12 protein-coding genes are annotated in these 18,089 nt (G+C 57.8%); 3 read left to right on the top strand and 9 right to left on the bottom strand.

Features of this window, described 5'->3' with window-relative positions; translation table 11 throughout:
* Nucleotides 1–31: 31 nt before the first annotated feature.
* Nucleotides 32–2,140: a TonB-dependent receptor family protein gene (locus ACZRJQ_RS10930; protein ID WP_463978370.1), complete on the top strand. Its 2,109-nt coding sequence runs from the start codon at nt 32–34 to the stop codon at nt 2,138–2,140.
* Nucleotides 2,141–2,278: 138 nt separating this feature from the next.
* On the opposite strand, the gene ACZRJQ_RS10935 is transcribed toward ACZRJQ_RS10930, so the two are convergent.
* The 9 genes from ACZRJQ_RS10935 to glnE form a co-directional block, all read right to left on the bottom strand.
* A complete protein-coding gene (locus ACZRJQ_RS10935; RefSeq protein ID WP_463978371.1) occupies nt 2,279–3,724 on the bottom strand; it encodes a lipopolysaccharide kinase InaA family protein in 1,446 nt (481 codons plus the stop codon).
* A complete protein-coding gene (locus ACZRJQ_RS10940; RefSeq protein ID WP_463978372.1) occupies nt 3,724–4,476 on the bottom strand; it encodes a lipopolysaccharide kinase InaA family protein in 753 nt (250 codons plus the stop codon). Before ACZRJQ_RS10940 ends, ACZRJQ_RS10935 begins: the two co-directional genes overlap by 1 nt.
* Nucleotides 4,473–5,207, bottom strand: coding sequence for a lipopolysaccharide kinase InaA family protein (locus ACZRJQ_RS10945; RefSeq protein WP_463978373.1), 735 nt, complete (start codon nt 5,205–5,207; stop codon nt 4,473–4,475). Before ACZRJQ_RS10945 ends, ACZRJQ_RS10940 begins: the two co-directional genes overlap by 4 nt.
* The gene (gene rfaP, locus ACZRJQ_RS10950; RefSeq protein WP_463978374.1) at nt 5,207–6,013 is read right to left on the bottom strand and encodes a lipopolysaccharide core heptose(I) kinase RfaP; all 807 of its coding nucleotides are present in this window, start codon (nt 6,011–6,013) and stop codon (nt 5,207–5,209) included. Before rfaP ends, ACZRJQ_RS10945 begins: the two co-directional genes overlap by 1 nt.
* Nucleotides 6,013–7,134: a glycosyltransferase family 4 protein gene (locus tag ACZRJQ_RS10955; RefSeq protein WP_463978375.1), complete on the bottom strand. Its 1,122-nt coding sequence runs from the start codon at nt 7,132–7,134 to the stop codon at nt 6,013–6,015. Before ACZRJQ_RS10955 ends, rfaP begins: the two co-directional genes overlap by 1 nt.
* Nucleotides 7,134–8,195 carry a lipopolysaccharide heptosyltransferase I gene (waaC, locus tag ACZRJQ_RS10960; protein WP_463978376.1) on the bottom strand — a complete coding sequence of 354 codons (1,062 nt, stop codon included), beginning with the start codon at nt 8,193–8,195 and terminating at the stop codon, nt 7,134–7,136. The genes ACZRJQ_RS10955 and waaC overlap by 1 nt, the downstream gene beginning before the upstream one ends.
* Complete coding sequence (gene waaF, locus ACZRJQ_RS10965) at nt 8,196–9,230, bottom strand: lipopolysaccharide heptosyltransferase II (RefSeq protein ID WP_463978377.1); 1,035 nt, start codon at nt 9,228–9,230, stop codon at nt 8,196–8,198.
* 58 nt (nt 9,231–9,288) lie between these two features.
* Nucleotides 9,289–10,212 (bottom strand): branched-chain amino acid transaminase, encoded by a 924-nt coding sequence (locus tag ACZRJQ_RS10970; RefSeq protein ID WP_463978378.1) that lies wholly within the window; start codon nt 10,210–10,212, stop codon nt 9,289–9,291.
* 113 nt (nt 10,213–10,325) lie between these two features.
* On the bottom strand, nt 10,326–13,268 hold the full coding sequence (gene glnE, locus ACZRJQ_RS10975) for a bifunctional [glutamate--ammonia ligase]-adenylyl-L-tyrosine phosphorylase/[glutamate--ammonia-ligase] adenylyltransferase (protein ID WP_463978379.1): 2,943 nt from the start codon (nt 13,266–13,268) through the stop codon (nt 10,326–10,328).
* Nucleotides 13,269–13,651: 383 nt separating this feature from the next.
* On the opposite strand from glnE, the gene aceE reads away from it, so the two are divergent.
* Together aceE and aceF are read left to right on the top strand one after the other, a co-directional pair.
* Entirely contained in the window at nt 13,652–16,297 is a 2,646-nt protein-coding gene (gene aceE / locus ACZRJQ_RS10980; protein WP_463978380.1) for a pyruvate dehydrogenase (acetyl-transferring), homodimeric type, read from the top strand.
* Nucleotides 16,298–16,308: 11 nt separating this feature from the next.
* Nucleotides 16,309–17,946: a dihydrolipoyllysine-residue acetyltransferase gene (aceF, locus tag ACZRJQ_RS10985; protein ID WP_463978381.1), complete on the top strand. Its 1,638-nt coding sequence runs from the start codon at nt 16,309–16,311 to the stop codon at nt 17,944–17,946.
* Nucleotides 17,947–18,089 lie beyond the last annotated feature (143 nt).

The raw sequence follows: 18,089 nt of genomic DNA on the forward strand, positions 1-18,089 counted from the left end.
GGTCGCTTCACACGGAAACCTGCTGCTCCCCATGAAAGCCTTTAACCCCGCCTATGTTGCCCTTCTATTGCCCTGCCTGCCCCTAAGCCCGAGCGCTCAGGCAGACAGTGAACCGCTGATGCTCGACCCCAGTGTTATCACGGGCTCACGCAGCGCCAGCGCCAGTTTTGATTTGCCGTACTCGGTCGACAGCATCAGCCAAGAGCAAATACAGGATGGGCAACTGGGCATCAATGCTTCAGAAGTGCTGTCCCGCGTGCCGGGGCTGGTGGTGCAAAACCGCCAAAACTACGCACAAGATTTACAAATCTCGTCCCGCGGCTTTGGCGCACGATCAGCCTTTGGTGTGCGAGGAATCAAGTTGATTGCTGACGGCATTCCGGCCAGCACCCCCGACGGCCAAGGTCAGGCAGCCACGTTCAACCTCGACACCGCCGAGCGCATCGAAGTGCTGCGCGGCCCGGCCGCGACCTTGTATGGCAGCAATGCGGGCGGGGTCATCCAAATGTTCTCCCGCGATGGCGAGGGTCCGCCACGCATAGGCGCAGAAACGTTGATTGGCAGTGATGGCCTGAGCAAAAACCACCTCACCGCCGAAGGCGCTACTGACGACGTAGGCTTTGTGCTCGACGCCTCGCGCATGGACACCGACGGCTACCGCGAACACAGCGCCGCTCGTCGCGACCAGACATTTGCCAAGCTCAACTTAAAACCCGACGACGACAGCAAACTGGCACTGATTTACAGCAGCCTTGAGCAAAACGGTACCCAAGACCCATTGGGCCAAACGTGGGAAGCCTACAAAGCCGACCCGCGCTCAGTCACGCCCAACGCTCTGACCTACAACACCCGTAAAAGCATCGACCACCAACAACTGGGCTTGAACTACGAACGCTACATCGGCGACGCGACCTTGCAGGTCAATGCGTATACCGGAACGCGCAGCGTGATTCAGTACTTGGCGATTCCCAAATACAGCGGAAAACCACCAACACTAAACCCTGCTAACGAGCGTGGTGGCGGTGTTGTACAGTTCGACCGCAAATTCTACGGCGCCAATGTGCACTGGATTCAGCCCATCAGCGGCGTACCGGGCGAATTGACCATTATTGGTGGGTTAGATTTCGACCAAAGCCGGGACAACCGTCACGGCTATCAAAACTATGTCGGAGATCAACTGGGCGTTAAAGGTGAGGAGCGCCGAAATGAAGTCGATACAGCTCGCAGCCTTGACCCCTTTGTCCAAGCAAACTGGGCCATTGATAACTGGACCATCCAAACTGGCCTGCGCTACAGCACGATGGAAATGGACGTTGACGATCACTTCTTGAGCAACGGCGACTCTAGCGGCACTAAACGGTACGAGAAAGCTACGCCGTCGATGAGCGTGATGTACGCCTTTACCCCTCAGTTGCATGGTTATGTCAGCGCAGGCAAAGGATTCGAGACACCGACTCAAGCAGAACTTGCCTACGCGCCGGGCAATCAAGAAGGCTTCAACTTCGGCCTTAAGCCTTCCGAGAGCACTCAGTACGAAATGGGCTTGAAGGCTCAACTCAACAACACCCGCATCAACGCTGCGGTGTTCCAAATCACGACCGAAGATGAATTAGTAGTAGCAGGCTCTGAAGGTGGACGTACCAGCTACCAAAACGCGGGTCGCACTCTGCGTCGCGGCTTTGAACTGGGCGTCGAAAGCCAGCTCAGCGAGCACTGGACGACCACATTGGCGTACACCCGCCTGCAAGCCACTTACGACAGCGACTTCGCCAGCCCCAAGGGCACGATCGACAAAGGTAACTACCTGCCGGGCGTGCCGCAAACCACCCTGTTTGCCGAAGTGAACTGGAAGCCCACAGACTGGCTGAGCACCGCCGTTGAAGGCATGTACCGCAGCAAGGTTTACGTCGAAGACACCAACACCCAAAAAGCTGCCCCAGCCTATAGCGTATTCAACTGGCGGGCACAGTTTGAGCAAAAGGTTGAGCACTGGACCTTCCACCAAACACTGCGTCTGGACAACTTGCTGGATCGCCAATACGTAGGCTCGGTCATTGTCGGTGACGGCAACTTCCGCTATTACGAAGCGGCACCTGGCCGCTCGTGGTACGCCGGCGCCGGAGCGCAATACACCTTCTAAGCCCGCAACAACTCTTGTAGTCGCTGCCGAGGCACGAAGGCTGCGATCGGGCTGAGCCCGTAAAATCTGCGCCTCAATGTCTCCGACACTCAGGCGTCTGATTTACGACTGCTTCGTACCTCGACAGCGACTACGGTTTTACTCGGCCAGCTCTTTGGGCAAACGCCCGTCAATCACTTGATACAGCGCACTGCCCACCGGCCAATTGCGCATAAAACGCGCACGGTCACGGGCATAAGCAGGGGCAAAGCTGTTCAGTGAACGGTGCTGGCACATCGAATCCAGATCAATCAGCGCCCAACGCCCCTCATCCCAAAACACGTTATGGCCCTTGAGGTCGCCGTGGCTGATGCGCTCATGAATCAAGCCTGCAAACAGCTGATCCAGCGCCTGCAACTCAGCCTCGGGGGCATCACCGTGCTCAACATACGGCGCAAAGCGCTCAATAATGTCAGGGCCGGGTAAAAATTCAGTCACCAGATACGCCTTGGCGCGCAGCCACAAAAAACGCGTTTCCAGCAACGCCAACGGCTGAGGCGTCGCAATGCCGAGAAACGCCAGCCGATTACCTTCACGCCAGGAATGCCACGCACGGCTTGGACGCCAGAAACGCTTGAGCCAGTGAGCAAACCCCTTAATGTTGTAGCGTTTGACCACCAACGTACGGCCTGCCACGTCGACTTTGCCAACGCTCGCAGCCCCGCCCGTTTTGTACAAATGGCCTTGATCGAGCAACGCATCAGCCTTGGCCAACACGGGCAACATTGCAGCCTCTTCTTCACGCCGAACGGCACGCAAGGCCCATGCACCACGTTGCACGCTGAACAGTGAGCAATCGCGTCCAACCTTGTTCAAAAAATCATTCAAACGCCAAGCACGAACTTTTTCGACCTGCTTGAGCAACGCTTCCAATGGCAAGGCGTGTTCGCCATTGCTCATCAGGTAATGCACCAACAACTCTTCAATAAAGGGTTCAAGACTTTTGGGCAGTTGGGCGAAAAACACGCCGAGGTTTTCCAGCACCTTTTGCCGCGACAGCGGTTGGCCCGCTTCTTCGACGCAAATCCCGGCGCCGTCGATCAAATACAGTTGGCCGTTTTGACGCAGCAGGTTGTCCAGATGCAGGTCTTCTTGCCACAAACCTTTAAGGTGCATGTGACCGATGGCAGCCAGCGCTTCAGCCAATACCGCCTGCTGTTCGTCCGCCAAGACCGGCAACGACTGCACTGCGCTCCAGGCCTGGCCCAAGCTTTGGGCGTGTTCGAGAAACTCAAACAATAGCCAGCCGCCCTCACCTTCCTGCAAGCCATCAGCCAACAACTGCGGGGTCGTCAAACCTTGCTCGGCCAACAGGCGCACGCCTGTCAGTTCACGCTGAAAGTTACGCGCAGCCTTACTGCCCACCATTAACTTGGCCAGCACCGGGCGCCCGCGCCAAACGCCAGCTCCCACATAACGCTGACCCGGCAACACCCGTAGCAGCGTCAGCAGTTGCAACTGTGCCGGGCCTGCGGCATCTGCCAGTTCAATGCTCAGCGGCAAGCCCGGCGCACGTCCGGTTTTTTGCAGTTCGGACAAACGCATCAACGTGCCTCCTTATTGCTGCGACGTACATTCAAGCGCTCAAACCAGGCCTGCACCAGACCACTGTCAGCAGGTTGATCCAGATACTCGGCGAGCAACACCCGCACTTCATCTTCGCTCCAAACGCGGGCCCGACGCAGCAACGGCTCGATGTCCTTGACCCGATCACGCATCCCCAGCAGCAAAGGCCGGGTTTTCTCCAGATCAATCAGTTGAGCGCGATAGCCCGCACCCTCAGGCTGCAAAAAGATGTGTTTGGGGTAAAAGCAGCCGTGAACCTGACGCACGCCATGCAGGCGGCGCGCCAGTTGCCCGCAGGCCCGCAGGATCGCTTGCTGCTGTTCGACAGTCAGTTGCGGCCATTGCGCCAGCAACGAGTCGAGGTCATTCCAGCCGTCCAATGCGCGAGTCATCAGAATTGCCCGGCGCTCGTGAGGCACCTTTCGCTCACCAAAAAACACCGCTTCCAACGCTGGAATACCCATTTGCTGATAACGCTGAATATTGCGAAATTCGCGGGCAAAACTCGGTTCGCCCAGCGGGCTGTGCAAGGTGCGCGTCAGGTAATTGCTCTGGCGCTTGAGGTAAAAACCTTGCCCTTCCAGATCCAGACGAAAAACGCTGCTCCAGCCGCCCCGGTTGGTGTTGGGCTCATCGACGGCATCGAGCTGCAAGCTCCACAGCGCATCAAAGTCAGCCACGCCGTTGCGTTCCAGCAAATTCCGGTCAGTTTCTGCCAAAAAATCAGTCATTCCCGGCCCTCAAAGAAACGCACGATATGGCGGACACGTTCTTTGTCCGCCGCATTGAGTTTGGCGCGCCCGGTGTATTGGGTATAAAAACGCAAACGCTGAGTGGCTGACAGGTGGTATTTGGCGACTTTATCCAGACAGGCCAAGTCTTTGGTGATGCGGTACTTGAGCCAAAAACCCCGCCAGAAATCGCCATTCGGGCAGTCGATCAAAAACAGTTTGGCTTGATCGTCGATCAGCAGGTTGCGCCACTTCAAGTCGTTATGGGTAAACCGATGGTCGTGCATGATCCGCGTGTAACGGGCTAGCTGACGGCTAACCCCATCGACCCAGACCGGGTCTTTGAGCAGCGGGTCGTGATTGTCGGCCAACTCGGACAAGTCGCGGGTGTTGGGCAACTCACGGGTAATCATGGCGCCACGGGCATAAGCAAAGCCGCTACGTTCAAGCCCCCACGCCACAACATCAGCGGTCGGAATGCCCCACTTGGCGAAGCGCTTAAGGTTTTGCCACTCAGCCTTAACCCGTGGCCGCCCCAAATAGCGGCGCAACCCCTTGCCTGCGCCGGTGTAACGCTTGACGTAATAGTTCACGCCATCACGCTCCACGCGAATCACCTCAGACAATGGGTCTCGGGTCAGGTGTTGGCCTTGCAAAGCAAAAACCGCATCCAGACTGCCAAAATCGTGTGCCAACGCGCTGTAGGCTGGGTCAAGATTCCAACCCGCCATTACAGTGCATCTCCATAGCGCTGTTTGCGCTCGTAGAGTTTGTTGGCCTTGCCTTCGAGCCACGCCAAAAGGCTGGCCTCTTCACGCAAGATTTGGCGCAGTGGCATTTGGAAGTAGCCACGCAAAAAGCGCAATTTGTCCCGTTGGGTCAAGCCGATGTCCAGCGCCGAGAAGTACAGCGCGGCCAAGTCTTTGTTGCGCCAGCGCTTGCTGATGACCGCACGGGTTTGAGCGCGGTGCAGGTCGATGACAGACAAACGAAAGTCTTGCGCGGTGACCGGTTTGTCGGTGTGCAGCAAAAAGTGGCAGATGTAGCAGTCGCGGTGGTTAACCCCGGCGCGGTGCATCATGCCCGTCATGCGCGCCACTTCGCCGATCAGTGCATGCTTGAGCTTGGGCTGTGGCGGTTGCTTGACCCAGTTAAGGCTGAAGTCTTCGAGGCTGACGGTCGGGGCCAGCTCTTGGGTGATGATGAACGAGTGCTGCGCCGCCGGGTTGCTGCCTTTTTCGCCATACGCGACGGCAGTCATGGTGGGCACGCCCACTTCGTGCAAACGCTTGATCGCCCGCCACTCTTGGCCGGCGCCAAGTACTGGCAGTTTGGCGGTCAGCAGGTTTTTAAACACTTCCCCCCAGCCAATGCCTCGGTGGATTTTCACAAAAAAGCCGCGCCCGTCGACTTCCGTACGCAAGGTACGGCGGCCTTCCAGCTCGCGGTAAACCTCGCCGTCCAGACGCTCGACTTCGGCAAACGCATCGCGTCCTGCCCACAAGCTTTTGAACGGTTCGGCAAGAATCAGTTTCATCAGTGTTGCTCCGCCAGAATCACATCCGCAGCGTGCTGCGGCATGCTATAGAGGTCGGCCGTCTGCGCGTAGGCCAAGCCATTACGGCTCCAGGCATGGCGCGCAGCATCGTCGGACAACATGTGGGTCAGGTACTCATTGAGTTGCGTCTGTTCAAACGGCTCGTCCAACACGCGGCCAGCGTCGGCATCCGCGATGTAGTGAGCGTAGCCGCATACAGCGCTGACCAATACAGGCAAGCCCGCCACCAACGCTTCAAGCAGTACGGTGCCAGTGTTTTCGTTGTAGGCCGGGTGAATCAGCATGTCTGCGCCCAACAGGAAGCGCGGAATATCGCTGCGCCCCTTGAGAAACTGCACATGCTCGCCCAAGCCCAAGGTGGCGCTCTGTAGCTGAAACACCTTGGGGTCGTCCTGACCAATAACAAACAATTTGGTGCGTTTTTTAAGCGCCGACGGCAACGCAGCCAACGCTTTAAGGCTGCGATCCACGCCTTTGGTCTTGAACCCGGAGCCGATTTGCACCAACAACAGGTCATCGTCTGCCAGCTTGAACTCACGGCGAAACTCAGCGCGAATTTGCTCGGCATTGGGCGGCGCACGTCGGTCCTGCGCAATACCTGGAGGCAGCAGATGAAAGCGCTGCAACGGTGTGCCGTAATGCTTGATGAACAGCGGCTGCTGAACCTCAGAAATCATCAGAATTTCAGTCTTGGCGTTTTTGTCGAATACCGCTCGCTCGTACTCGGCAAAGTGCCGGTAGCGCTTGAAGTAGCGGTACATCGAATGACGCAGGTTTTGCGCCTTGTCTTCAAAACACCCATCGGCGGCGTAATACACGTCCAGCCCCGGCATTTTGTTGAAGCCAATCAAACGGTCGACCGGGCGCTTGGCCAGATCAGCCTGCATCCAGGCCAGCATTTTCTCGTTACGGGTGTGATTGAAGAACGCCTTAACCGGCGCTACCAACACTTCAAAGCCCGGCGGGATGTCGCCTTCCCAGATCATGGTGTACACGCGGATCTGGTGCCCACGCTTCTGGCACTCCAGCGCAATGCGCATGAAGTCCCGTTGCAGGCCGCCGAACGGAAAGTATTTGTACAGCACAAAAGCCAGTTGCATCAGCGCAGTTCCTCAGCCAGTAACAACGTGCTTAATCGACTCGCGACACGCTCAGGGTTCAAACGAGTGAAGCACAGCGGCCACTCGTTTTTCAGATCAAACCGCTGCTGATCCTGTGCAGTCGGCTGGTAGGTGCATTTTTTTTGCAGGCACGGCGCGCACGCAAAGTCGCTGGCGAGGTGAATTTGCACCTTGCCATAAGCGCCTGTCAGGCCCGGATTGGTGGGGCCAAACAACGAAATGGTCGGCACGTCCAAGGCGGCGGCCAAATGCCCCAGCCCTGTATCAACCGCCACGCAGGCACTGGCGCTGGCCAACACTTTGGCCACGCCAGCCAGATTCAATTTGGGCAACACCACAGCGTTGTGCAAACCCTGGGCGATGCGCTCAGCGCGGGCCTTTTCAACCGGGTTGCCCCACGGCAAACGCACCTCGACACCCAAATGCCCCATGCGTACGGCCAAGTCGCGCCAATACCGTTCGGGCCAGTGTTTGGTGTCCCAAGTGGTGCCGTGCAGAAACAAGACGTAGGGTTTTTTGCGCGGTAATTCAATCAACCGCTCAACGTCGAGGCCGTAATCACCCAGTCCTTTGGGCAGGTCATAACCCAATGCAACGGCAAACAGCTGACGCAAACGCTCAACCGCATGTTGCCCGCGTGCCACGGCTAAACGTCGCTGATAAAAGTGACTGGCCAGCGGTTCACGGGCCGAGTTTTTATCCAGCCCCGCGACGGGGGCTTTGACATAGCGAGTCAGCCAAGCGCTTTTGAGCAAGCCTTGGGCGTCGATAACCAAGTCGTATTTTTCGGCACGCAGGCTCTGCTTGAAGCGTCGCCACTCGCCGCTTTTAATCGTTTGCCAGATGTTTTTGCGCCAGCGGCGAATCGCCACCGGGATCACTTTGCCGACAGCAGGGTGCCAGGTCGGGATTTCGGCAAAGCCTTCTTCCACGACCCAGTCGAAGGTAATGCCGGGAATCGCCCGCGACGCGTCAGTCAACGCAGGCAACGCGTGAATCACATCCCCCAACGATGAGGTTTTCACCAACAGTACGCGCACCTAGTGAACCTCGACCGGTTCGCCCTGCAAACGCTGCAAGGCTTCAACCACTGGCTGCGGCATCAATTGGCGCAGGCAGTTGTAGTGACCAAAACGGCAGGTACGTTCAAAACATGGGCTGCAATCGAGCCCCAAACGCACGATTTCAACCTTGTCAGCCAGCGGCGGCGTGAACCCCGGAGAAGTCGAGCCATACACGGCCACTAGCGGGCGATTCAGCGCTGCCGCCACGTGCATCAGCCCGGAATCGTTGGACACCACAGCGTCAGCGCAAGACAGCAAGTCAATGGCTTCTGCCAGCGAGGTTTCGCCGCTCAGATTGACCGACTCTTCGCGCAAGCCAGGAATCAACCGCGAGCGAATGTCTTCGCCCACGCTGTGATCGTTCTTGGAGCCAAACAGCCACACTTGCCAGCCTTCGCGGATTTTTTGCTCGGCCACCTTGGCGTAGTGCTCGGACGGCCAGCGTTTGGACTCGCCAAACTCGGCGCCTGGGCACAGCGCCAGCACCGGACGGTCCAGCGCCAGACCAAACTTGGTCAGCGCCCCATCGCGACTCACCGGGTCGATTTGCAGATCAGGACGCGGATACGGCTTAGGCAACTCGGCACCCGGCTCGTAAGCCAACGCCATAAAGCGCTCGATCATCAGCGGGTAGCGTTCTTTATCGAGCTTGCGCACATCGTTAAGCAGGCCGTAGCGAAACTCGCCACGCCAGCCTGTACGTTTGGGAATCGCGGCAAAAAACGGCACCAGTGCCGATTTCAACGAGTTGGGCAACAAAATGGCCTGATCGTACTGCCCTTTAAGGGACTGGCCGATCTTGCGACGCGTGGCCAGTTCGAGCGCGCCGTGGCCGAGCGGAAAGCTCAAGGCCTGACGCACTTGGGGCATGCGCTCAAGGATCGGCCGGCTCCACTCGGGGGCCAGCACATCGATTTCGCAATGCGGGTGACGCTGCTTGAGGCACTGGAACAGTGTCTGCGCCATCACCATGTCACCGACCCAGCTGGGCCCAACGATCAAAATTTTCATAAGTTTCCATAAACAAGCAAGGGAGGCATTCGCCTCCCCGCTGTGATGCCATATCGCTTTATTTGACCAGTGTACGCCACTCTGGGTGGTCCGTTGTCTTGCCGGTCACCAGGTCGAAATAAGCTTTTTGCAGTTTTTCGGTGATCGGGCCACGGCGGCCGATCCCAATTTGACGGCCATCCACTTCACGAATCGGCGTCACTTCAGCGGCAGTGCCAGTAAAGAACGCTTCGTCAGCGATGTACACCTCGTCACGGGTAATGCGTTTTTCAACGAACTTGTAGCCTAGCTCAGTGGCCAGCGTCAGGATCGTGCTGCGGGTGATGCCATTCAAGCAGGCCGTCACGTCCGGCGTGTAGATCACGCCATCTTTGACCAGGAAGACGTTCTCGCCCGAACCTTCGGCAACAAAGCCTTCCGGGTCCAGTAACAGAGCTTCGTCCGCGCCGCCGGAAATAGCTTCCTGCAGGGCCAGCATCGAGTTGATGTAGTGACCGTTGGCCTTGGCCCGGGTCATGGAAATGTTCACGTGGTGGCGAGTGAAAGAGCTGGTGCGCACCTTGATCCCGACTTCCAGCGCTTCGGCGCCCATGTAGGCACCCCAGCTCCACGGCGCGATGATCACGTGGACTTTAAGCCCCGTGGCACGCAGGCCCATAGCTTCAGAGCCGTAGAACACCATTGGGCGAATGTAGGCGCTGTCGAGGTTGTTTTCACGTACCGCGACGCGGGTCGCTTCGTTGATTTCGTCTTTGGTGAACGGGATCTTCATGCCCATGATGTGGGCCGAATCGAACAGGCGGTCGGTGTGTGCCTGCAAGCGGAAAATAGCCGCGCCTTGCGGGGTTTCGTACGCGCGCACACCTTCAAACACGCCCATGCCGTAGTGCAAGGTATGGGTCAACACGTGGGTCGTTGCATCGCGCCACGGCACCAACTTGCCGTCATACCAGATCACACCATCACGATCAGCCATCGACATCATTACGCTCCTCAAAGAATCCAGCACCTGCGCTTTAAACAACAGGCAAATTGGACGGGCTTCATGAACCCGCCGGATACGTTTTACAGCTTTAACTCTGTGTTCTGGCTGACCTAGTTCAAACCTAGCTCAGACCAAATGCGCCGTACGTGCTGACGCTCGACTACCAGTTGATCTCCCGCGACTACCCCGGCCTCGTTCTGCAACGCCTGACGGTGAGCAACGGCACGAAAGGCCTTATAGACCTCGCGCATCAGGCTGGCATCGGCGGCGGGCATTAACCCGGCCTCCTCCAGCCCTTCTAGAATGCGGATGTTATCGGTATAACGCAGCAGTTGCGGGTATTGCCACGACCACGCCAAGGCCGCGTATTGCACCATAAATTCAATATCGACGATACCTCCGGCGTCCTGCTTGAGGTCGAACGGCACTGTGGGCTCGAAGGCATTGTCAGCCGTGCCGGCAGCGGTAATACGCGTGCCAAGGCTGCTGCGCATTTTGGCGCGCATTTCGCTGACTTCCTGACGCAACTTGGACAAATCACGCTCACGCCCCAACACCTGGGCACGAACCTGCTCAAACGCCGCGCCCACTTGCTTGCACCCCACCAGAACCCGCGCCCGCACCAGCGCCTGATGCTCCCACGTCCAGGCTTCGTTCTGCTGATAGCGCTCAAAAGCCCCCAACGAACTGACAAGCAACCCCGAAGCACCCGACGGGCGCAAGCGCATATCAACGTCATACAACTGACCGGAGTTGGTTTGCGCGGTCAGCAAATGAATGATCCGCTGCCCCAAACGGGTAAAAAACTGCGCACTGTCGATGGGCTTGGCGCCGTCGGTTTCGGCGTTTGGGTCACCATCATGAATGAACACCAAATCCAGATCCGAGCCGTGGCCCAGCTCAATGCCGCCCACTTTGCCGTAGCCCACAATAATGAAGCCGGGATCGCACACACTGCCGTCACTGCGTTGTGGGGTGCCGTATTTGGCCACGGTCTGACGCCAGGCCAATGCCAATACCTGCTCCAAAATCGCCTCGGCCAACCACGTCAGGTAATCGCTGACCTTCATCAAAGGCAAACTGCCCGCAATTTCTGACGCCGCCACGCGCAGGCGGTGGGCCAATTTGAAGTTACGCAGGGCTTCCATCTGCTGCTCCAGATCATCCTCAGGGATGCGCGTTAGCCGCTCGCGCAACTCGGCAGCCAACTCGGGCGCCAACGGTGGCTTGAACAAACGCCCCTCGTTCAGCAACTCATCGAGCAACAGCGGGAAACGCGTGATTTGCTCAGCGATCCAAGGACTGGCGGCACACAGCGTCAGCAAACGGCGCAGCGCATCGGGGTTTTCTGTCAGCAACACTAAATAAGCAGAGCGTCGGGCCACGGCTTCGACCAGCGGCAACACACGCTCCAACACCAGATCCGGGTTGGCATGCTCAACCGCCTGCGCCATCAAACGAGGAATAAAAGCATCGAGCCGCTCGCGCCCCAAACGCTGCATGGCGCGTAACTGAGGGCTGGAGCGCAAGCTCGCCAATTGTTTCAGGGCCTTGGCCGCATCGGCAAACCCGGCCTCTTGCAACTGAACGCAGGCCGCAGCGTCGTCCTGAACTTCTTCCCACAAGGGCAGCCATTCGCCGCCTACGATCATTTCGCCTTCGTCGATATCGTTTTCGTCGTCCGGGTCCGCAATGACCTGACGGAAATGCCAGTCGATGCGCCCACGCCACGCCATCAACTGCTCATGAAACGCAGCCCAGCTGTCAAACCCCATCATGAATGCAATGCGCGCCTGATCCTGTTCGGTGTCGGGCAGCATTTGGGTTTGGCGATCGGCAATCGCCTGAATCGCGTGCTCGGTGTAACGCAAAAACTCATAGCCTTCGCGCAGCTCTCTGATTACCGCAGGCGGCAAGTAGCCCTGAGCTTCAAGAATGCCGAGCACTTTAAGCAACGGACGCTGTTGCAGGCTGAGATCGCGGCCGCCGTGGATCAACTGAAACGCCTGCGCTATAAATTCCACCTCGCGAATTCCGCCTGCGCCCAGCTTGATGTTGTCCGCCATGCCTTTGCGCCGCACTTCTTGCTGGATCAACTGTTTCATGGTGCGCAGCGCTTCAATCGCCGAGAAATCAAGGTAGCGCCGATAAACAAAGGGCCGCAGCAAGTCGAGCAACTGCGCGCCCATCACTTGGTCACCTGCCACCACACGAGCCTTGATCATGGCGTAACGTTCCCAGTCCCGGCCTTGATCCTGGTAGTACTGCTCCAGCGCATTGAAACTCAGTACCAAAGCCCCCGACGACCCATATGGCCGCAGGCGCATGTCCACGCGGAACACAAAACCATCGACGGTCATGGGGTCCAAGGCTTTAATCAGGCGCTGGCCTAACCGGATAAAGAACTCCTGATTATCCAGCGGGCGCTTAACCCCGACGGTTTCGCCACCTTCGGGGTAGGCAAAAATCAGGTCAATGTCAGAAGACAGGTTCAGTTCCACAGCACCGAGCTTACCCATGCCCAAAATCACCATTGGCTGGGGCTCACCGCTGCGATGCCCCATCGGCGTACCAAATTGCTGGCAATGGCGCTGATACAACCAGCGATAGGCCTGATCAATGCTCGCATCGGCCATGTCCGACAGGTCGCGGCAAGTTTCAATCAGATCGGCTTGGCGGTTGATATCACGCCAGATAATCCGAACCTGATGACGGGTGCGCTGGCGGCGCAAGACGCGCCCAAGGTCATCGTCGGTGTGCGCCTGCTCAACAGCTGCGGCAATCTGCCCGCACAACTCGCCGGGCTCAAAACGGCGATCCAGCTCACCAGACGCCACCCACTCCAGCAACATCAAAGGGTCACGCAGCACCTGCTCAGTAAAGAAGTCGCTCGCCGCGCTGACACGATCAAAAGCAGCCCACTGTTCAGCCGACCACTGGTCGAGCCTGTGTTCACCTTCCAACTCGGCCACCGCACTGCGCCAAGACTGCTCAGCACGGCTGGCCAGCGGCTTTAAAAGGGAAGGAATTGCAGCAAGCGACGGAAGGCTCATGGTCTATCCTTGATCGGCTAAGGTGTTGCCGAGTACGGTGACGGGAAGAAACAGCGGTTTAATCCGACTGTCGAACAAAGGTTATAAATAGCTGAAAAACATTTTTATTTAGCAGTCAAAACATGCAGCAACGCAAAAAATCAAAATATTCAACTGACAATATCGATTTTTCGCACAACCAAACAGATGGCCGCCGCAAGCTTCCCTGTAGTTTTACTACTGACTCAACGACTTGAAAGGCTGAAATGGCCAACGATTTGTAGTAAAACTACACAACGCCGGAAACAACAGCCGGCCATCCAAGAATTTATGTCGTCTGCCCACAAGGCCAGTCGCAAACTCAGGCAACCGATTCTGGAAGCCTTTCCGCCCTGGAGCAAGCCATGCAAGACCTCGATCCCGTCGAAACCCAGGAATGGCTGGACGCCCTGGAATCGGTTCTCGACAAAGAAGGCGAAGAACGCGCTCACTACCTCATGACCCGTATGGGTGAGCTCGCTACTCGCACCGGTTCGCAGCTGCCGTACGCCATCACCACGCCATACCGCAATACGATTCCTGTTACCCACGAAGCACGCATGCCTGGCGACCTGTTCATGGAACGCCGCATTCGCTCGTTGGTTCGCTGGAACGCGATGGCGATGGTTATGCGCACGAACTTGAAAGATTCTGACCTGGGCGGTCACATCTCCAGCTTCGCTTCCAGCGCAACCCTGTATGACATCGGCTTCAACTACTTCTTCCAGGCCCCGACCGAAGAACACGGCGGTGACCTGATCTACTTCCAGGGCCACACCTCCCCAGGCGTTTACGCCCGTGCGTTCATGGAAGGTCGCATCACCGAAGACCAAATGAACAACTTCCGTCAGGAAGTCGACGGTCAAGGCTTGTCGTCCTACCCGCACCCTTGGCTGATGCCTGATTTCTGGCAGTTCCCGACTGTATCAATGGGCCTTGGCCCGATTCAGGCGATCTACCAGGCACGCTTCATGAAGTACCTGGAAGCCCGTGGTTTCATCCCGGCTGGCAAGCAAAAAGTATGGTGTTTCCTGGGCGACGGCGAGTGTGACGAGCCGGAATCCCTGGGCGCCATCTCTTTGGCTGGCCGCGAAAACCTCGACAACCTGATCTTCGTCATCAACTGCAACCTGCAGCGCCTCGACGGCCCGGTTCGCGGTAACGGCAAGATCATCCAGGAACTCGAAGGCGTGTTCCGCGGTGCTCAGTGGAACGTAACCAAAGTCATCTGGGGCCGTTTCTGGGACCCACTGTTGGCCAAAGACGTCGACGGCATCCTGCAACGTCGCATGGACGAAGTCATCGACGGCGAGTACCAGAACTACAAAGCCAAAGACGGCGCGTTTGTACGTGAACACTTCTTCAACACGCCAGAACTCAAGGCGATGGTTGCTGATCTGTCCGACGACGAGATCTGGAAGCTCAACCGTGGCGGCCACGACCCGTACAAGGTCTATGCGGCGTACCACGAAGCGGTCAACCACAAAGACCAGCCAACCGTCATCCTGGCCAAGACCATCAAGGGTTATGGCACCGGTGCAGGCGAAGCGAAAAACACCGCGCACAACACCAAGAAAGTCGACGTCGAGAGCCTGAAGTTGTTCCGCGATCGTTTCGACATCCCGGTCAAAGACGAAGAAATCGAAAACCTGCCGTTCTTCAAACCAGAAGAAGGCAGCGCTGAAGCCCGCTACCTGAGCGAGCGTCGCACGGCACTGGGCGGTTTCGTGCCTCAGCGTCGCGCCAAGAGCATGAGCATTCCGACCCCGCCACTGGACACCCTCAAAGCCATCCTTGACGGCTCCGGCGACCGCGAAATCTCCACCACAATGGCTTTCGTGCGCATCTTGGCGCAGCTGGTCAAAGACAAGGACATCGGTCAACGCATCGTCCCGATCATCCCGGACGAAGCCCGTACCTTCGGTATGGAAGGCATGTTCCGTCAGTTGGGCATCTACTCGTCCGCCGGCCAGCTCTACGAGCCAGTCGATAAAGACCAGGTGATGTTCTACCGCGAAGACAAAAAAGGTCAGATCCTCGAAGAAGGCATCAACGAAGCAGGCGCCATGAGCTCCTTCATCGCTGCGGGCACTTCGTACTCCAACCACAACCAGCCGATGCTGCCGTTCTACATCTTCTACTCGATGTTCGGCTTCCAGCGTATTGGCGACCTGGCCTGGGCCGCTGGCGACAGCCGCACCCGTGGCTTCCTGATCGGCGGCACCGCCGGGCGCACCACGCTCAACGGTGAAGGCCTGCAACACGAAGATGGCCACAGCCACATTCTGGCGGGCACCATCCCGAACTGCCGCACCTTTGATCCAACCTACGGCTATGAGCTGGCGGTGATCATTCAGGACGGCATGAAGAAGATGACCGAAGAGCAACAGGACGTCTTCTACTACATCACCGTCATGAACGAGTCTTACCAGCAGCCAGCCATGCCGGCCGGTGTTGAGGAAGGCATCGTCAAAGGGATGTACCTGCTCGAAGAAGACACCAAAGAAGCGGCACACCACGTTCAACTGATGGGCTCGGGCACCATCCTGCGTGAAGTCCGTGAAGCGGCAAAAATCCTGCGTGAAGAGTTCAACATCGGTGCTGATGTATGGAGCGTTACCAGCTTCAACGAACTGCGTCGCGACGGCCTGGCCGTTGAGCGCAGCAACCGTCTGCACCCGGGCCAGAAGCCTAAACTGAGCTACGTCGAAGAGTGCCTGACCGGCCGCAAAGGCCCAGTCATTGCCTCTACCGACTACATGAAGCTGTTCGCCGAGCAGATTCGTCAGTGGGTTCCGGTCAAAGAATTCAAAGTGCTGGGCACTGACGGTTTCGGCCGCAGCGACAGCCGCAAAAAACTGCGTCACTTCTTTGAAGTAGACCGTCACTTCGTGGTGTTGGCAGCCCTTGAAGCACTGGCTGACCGTGGCGATATCGAACCTAAGGTGGTGGCTGAAGCCATCGTCAAGTTCGGCATCAACCCGGAAAAACGCAACCCACTGGACTGCTGAGGAGAATATTTGTGAGCGAACTCATTCGAGTACCTGACATCGGCAGCGGTGACGGTGAAGTCATCGAACTGTTTGTAAAAGTCGGCGACCGCATCGAAGCCGATCAAAGCATCCTGACGCTGGAGTCGGACAAGGCGAGCATGGAAATCCCTGCTCCCAAGGCCGGTATCGTCAAAAGCCTGAAAGTAAAGCTGGGCGACCGCTTGAAAGAAGGCGACGAACTGCTGGAACTGGAAGTCGAAGGCGCCGCTGCGGCACCTGAAGCTGCAGCCCCGGCTGCTGCGCCATCCGCGGCTGAAAAGCCTGCCGCTGCACCTGTTGCCGAGGCCGCTGCGGCCCCGGCAGCGGCTCCTGCAAGCTCGACGGTTCAGGACATTCATGTCCCGGACATCGGCTCGTCGGGCAAAGCCAAAATCATCGAAATCCTGGTTAAGGCCGGCGATACCGTTGAGGCTGATCAATCGTTGATCACCCTCGAATCCGACAAGGCAAGCATGGAAATCCCATCGCCTGCTGCCGGTGTGGTTGAAAGCATTTCGGTCAAGCTCGATGACGAAGTCGGCACTGGCGATTTCATCCTCAAGCTCAAAGTAGAGGGCGCTGCAGCGCCAGCAGCTCCAGCTCAAGCCGCGGCATCTGCCCCGGCCAAAACTGAAGCCCCTGCCGCCGCACCCGCGCCTGCTGCCCAAGCGGCACCTGCGCCAGCACCGGCCGCAGCACCGGCTCCAAGCGGTGCTAAAGCTCACGCTGGCCCGGCCGTACGCCAACTGGCTCGTGAGTTCGGGGTTGAACTGAGCGCCGTGAGCCCAACCGGCCCACACGGTCGTGTGCTCAAAGAAGACGTGCAGGTTTACGTCAAAGCCATGATGCAAAAGGCCAAGGAAGCTCCAGCCGCTGGCGCAACCGGTGGTGCTGGCATTCCGCCAATTCCGGCAGTCGACTTCAGCCGTTTCGGCGAAGTGGAAGAAGTAGCCATGACCCGCCTGATGCAAATCGGCGCGTCGAGCCTGCATCGCAGCTGGCTGAACATCCCGCACGTGACTCAGTTCGATCAGGCTGACATCACCGAGCTGGAAGCTTTCCGCGTTGCACAAAAGGCTGTCGCTGAAAAAGCCGGTGTGAAACTCACCGTGCTGCCTCTGCTGCTCAAGTCTTGCGCTCACTTGCTCAAGGAAATGCCAGACTTCAACAGCTCGCTGGCACCAAGCGGCAAAGCAATCATCCGTAAAAAGTACGTCAACATCGGCTTCGCCGTAGACACCCCGGATGGCCTGCTGGTCCCTGTAATCAAAAACGTTGATCAGAAGAGCCTGCTGCAACTGGCTGGCGAAGCAGCTGCGCTGGCTGCCAAAGCACGCGACAAGAAGCTCACCGCTGACGACATGCAGGGCGCTTGCTTCACCATTTCCAGCCTCGGCCACATTGGCGGTACCGGCTTTACGCCGATCGTCAACGCGCCGGAAGTGGCGATCCTCGGCGTTTCCAAGGCAACCATTCAGCCCGTCTGGGACGGCAAAGCCTTCCAGCCGAAACTGATGCTGCCACTGTCGCTGTCCTACGATCACCGCGTGATCAACGGCGCGGCAGCTGCACGCTTCACCAAGCGTCTGAGCGACTTGCTGGGCGACATCCGCACCATCTTGCTGTAAGCCACGCCCCGGCCTTCGTCACCGAAGGCCGGGGTAGCGCACTGTTTTCCGAGCGCCACGCTCGTACCTCAACCCCGCCCATTTGGCGGGGCTTTTTTTGCCCGTCATTTAGTCAGGCGAAGCCTTACCCCCCCCCTAATAGC

The organism is Pseudomonas sp. E315 (genome assembly GCF_055406205.1).

Bases quoted from the DNA above. Each gene is read 5' to 3' on its own strand.
- ACZRJQ_RS10940 (WP_463978372.1), bottom strand. From the start codon at position 4,476: ATGACTGATTTTTTGGCAGAAACTGACCGGAATTTGCTGGAACGCAAC.
- ACZRJQ_RS10935 (WP_463978371.1), bottom strand. From the start codon at position 3,724: ATGCGTTTGTCCGAACTGCAAAAAACCGGACGTGCGCCGGGCTTGCCG.
- ACZRJQ_RS10970 (WP_463978378.1), bottom strand. From the start codon at position 10,212: ATGTCGATGGCTGATCGTGATGGTGTGATCTGGTATGACGGCAAGTTG.
- ACZRJQ_RS10945 (WP_463978373.1), bottom strand. From the start codon at position 5,207: ATGGCGGGTTGGAATCTTGACCCAGCCTACAGCGCGTTGGCACACGAT.
- ACZRJQ_RS10930 (WP_463978370.1), top strand. From the start codon at position 32: ATGAAAGCCTTTAACCCCGCCTATGTTGCCCTTCTATTGCCCTGCCTG.
- glnE (WP_463978379.1), bottom strand. From the start codon at position 13,268: ATGAGCCTTCCGTCGCTTGCTGCAATTCCTTCCCTTTTAAAGCCGCTG.
- rfaP (WP_463978374.1), bottom strand. From the start codon at position 6,013: ATGAAACTGATTCTTGCCGAACCGTTCAAAAGCTTGTGGGCAGGACGC.
- ACZRJQ_RS10955 (WP_463978375.1), bottom strand. From the start codon at position 7,134: ATGCAACTGGCTTTTGTGCTGTACAAATACTTTCCGTTCGGCGGCCTG.
- aceE (WP_463978380.1), top strand. From the start codon at position 13,652: ATGCAAGACCTCGATCCCGTCGAAACCCAGGAATGGCTGGACGCCCTG.
- waaF (WP_463978377.1), bottom strand. From the start codon at position 9,230: ATGAAAATTTTGATCGTTGGGCCCAGCTGGGTCGGTGACATGGTGATG.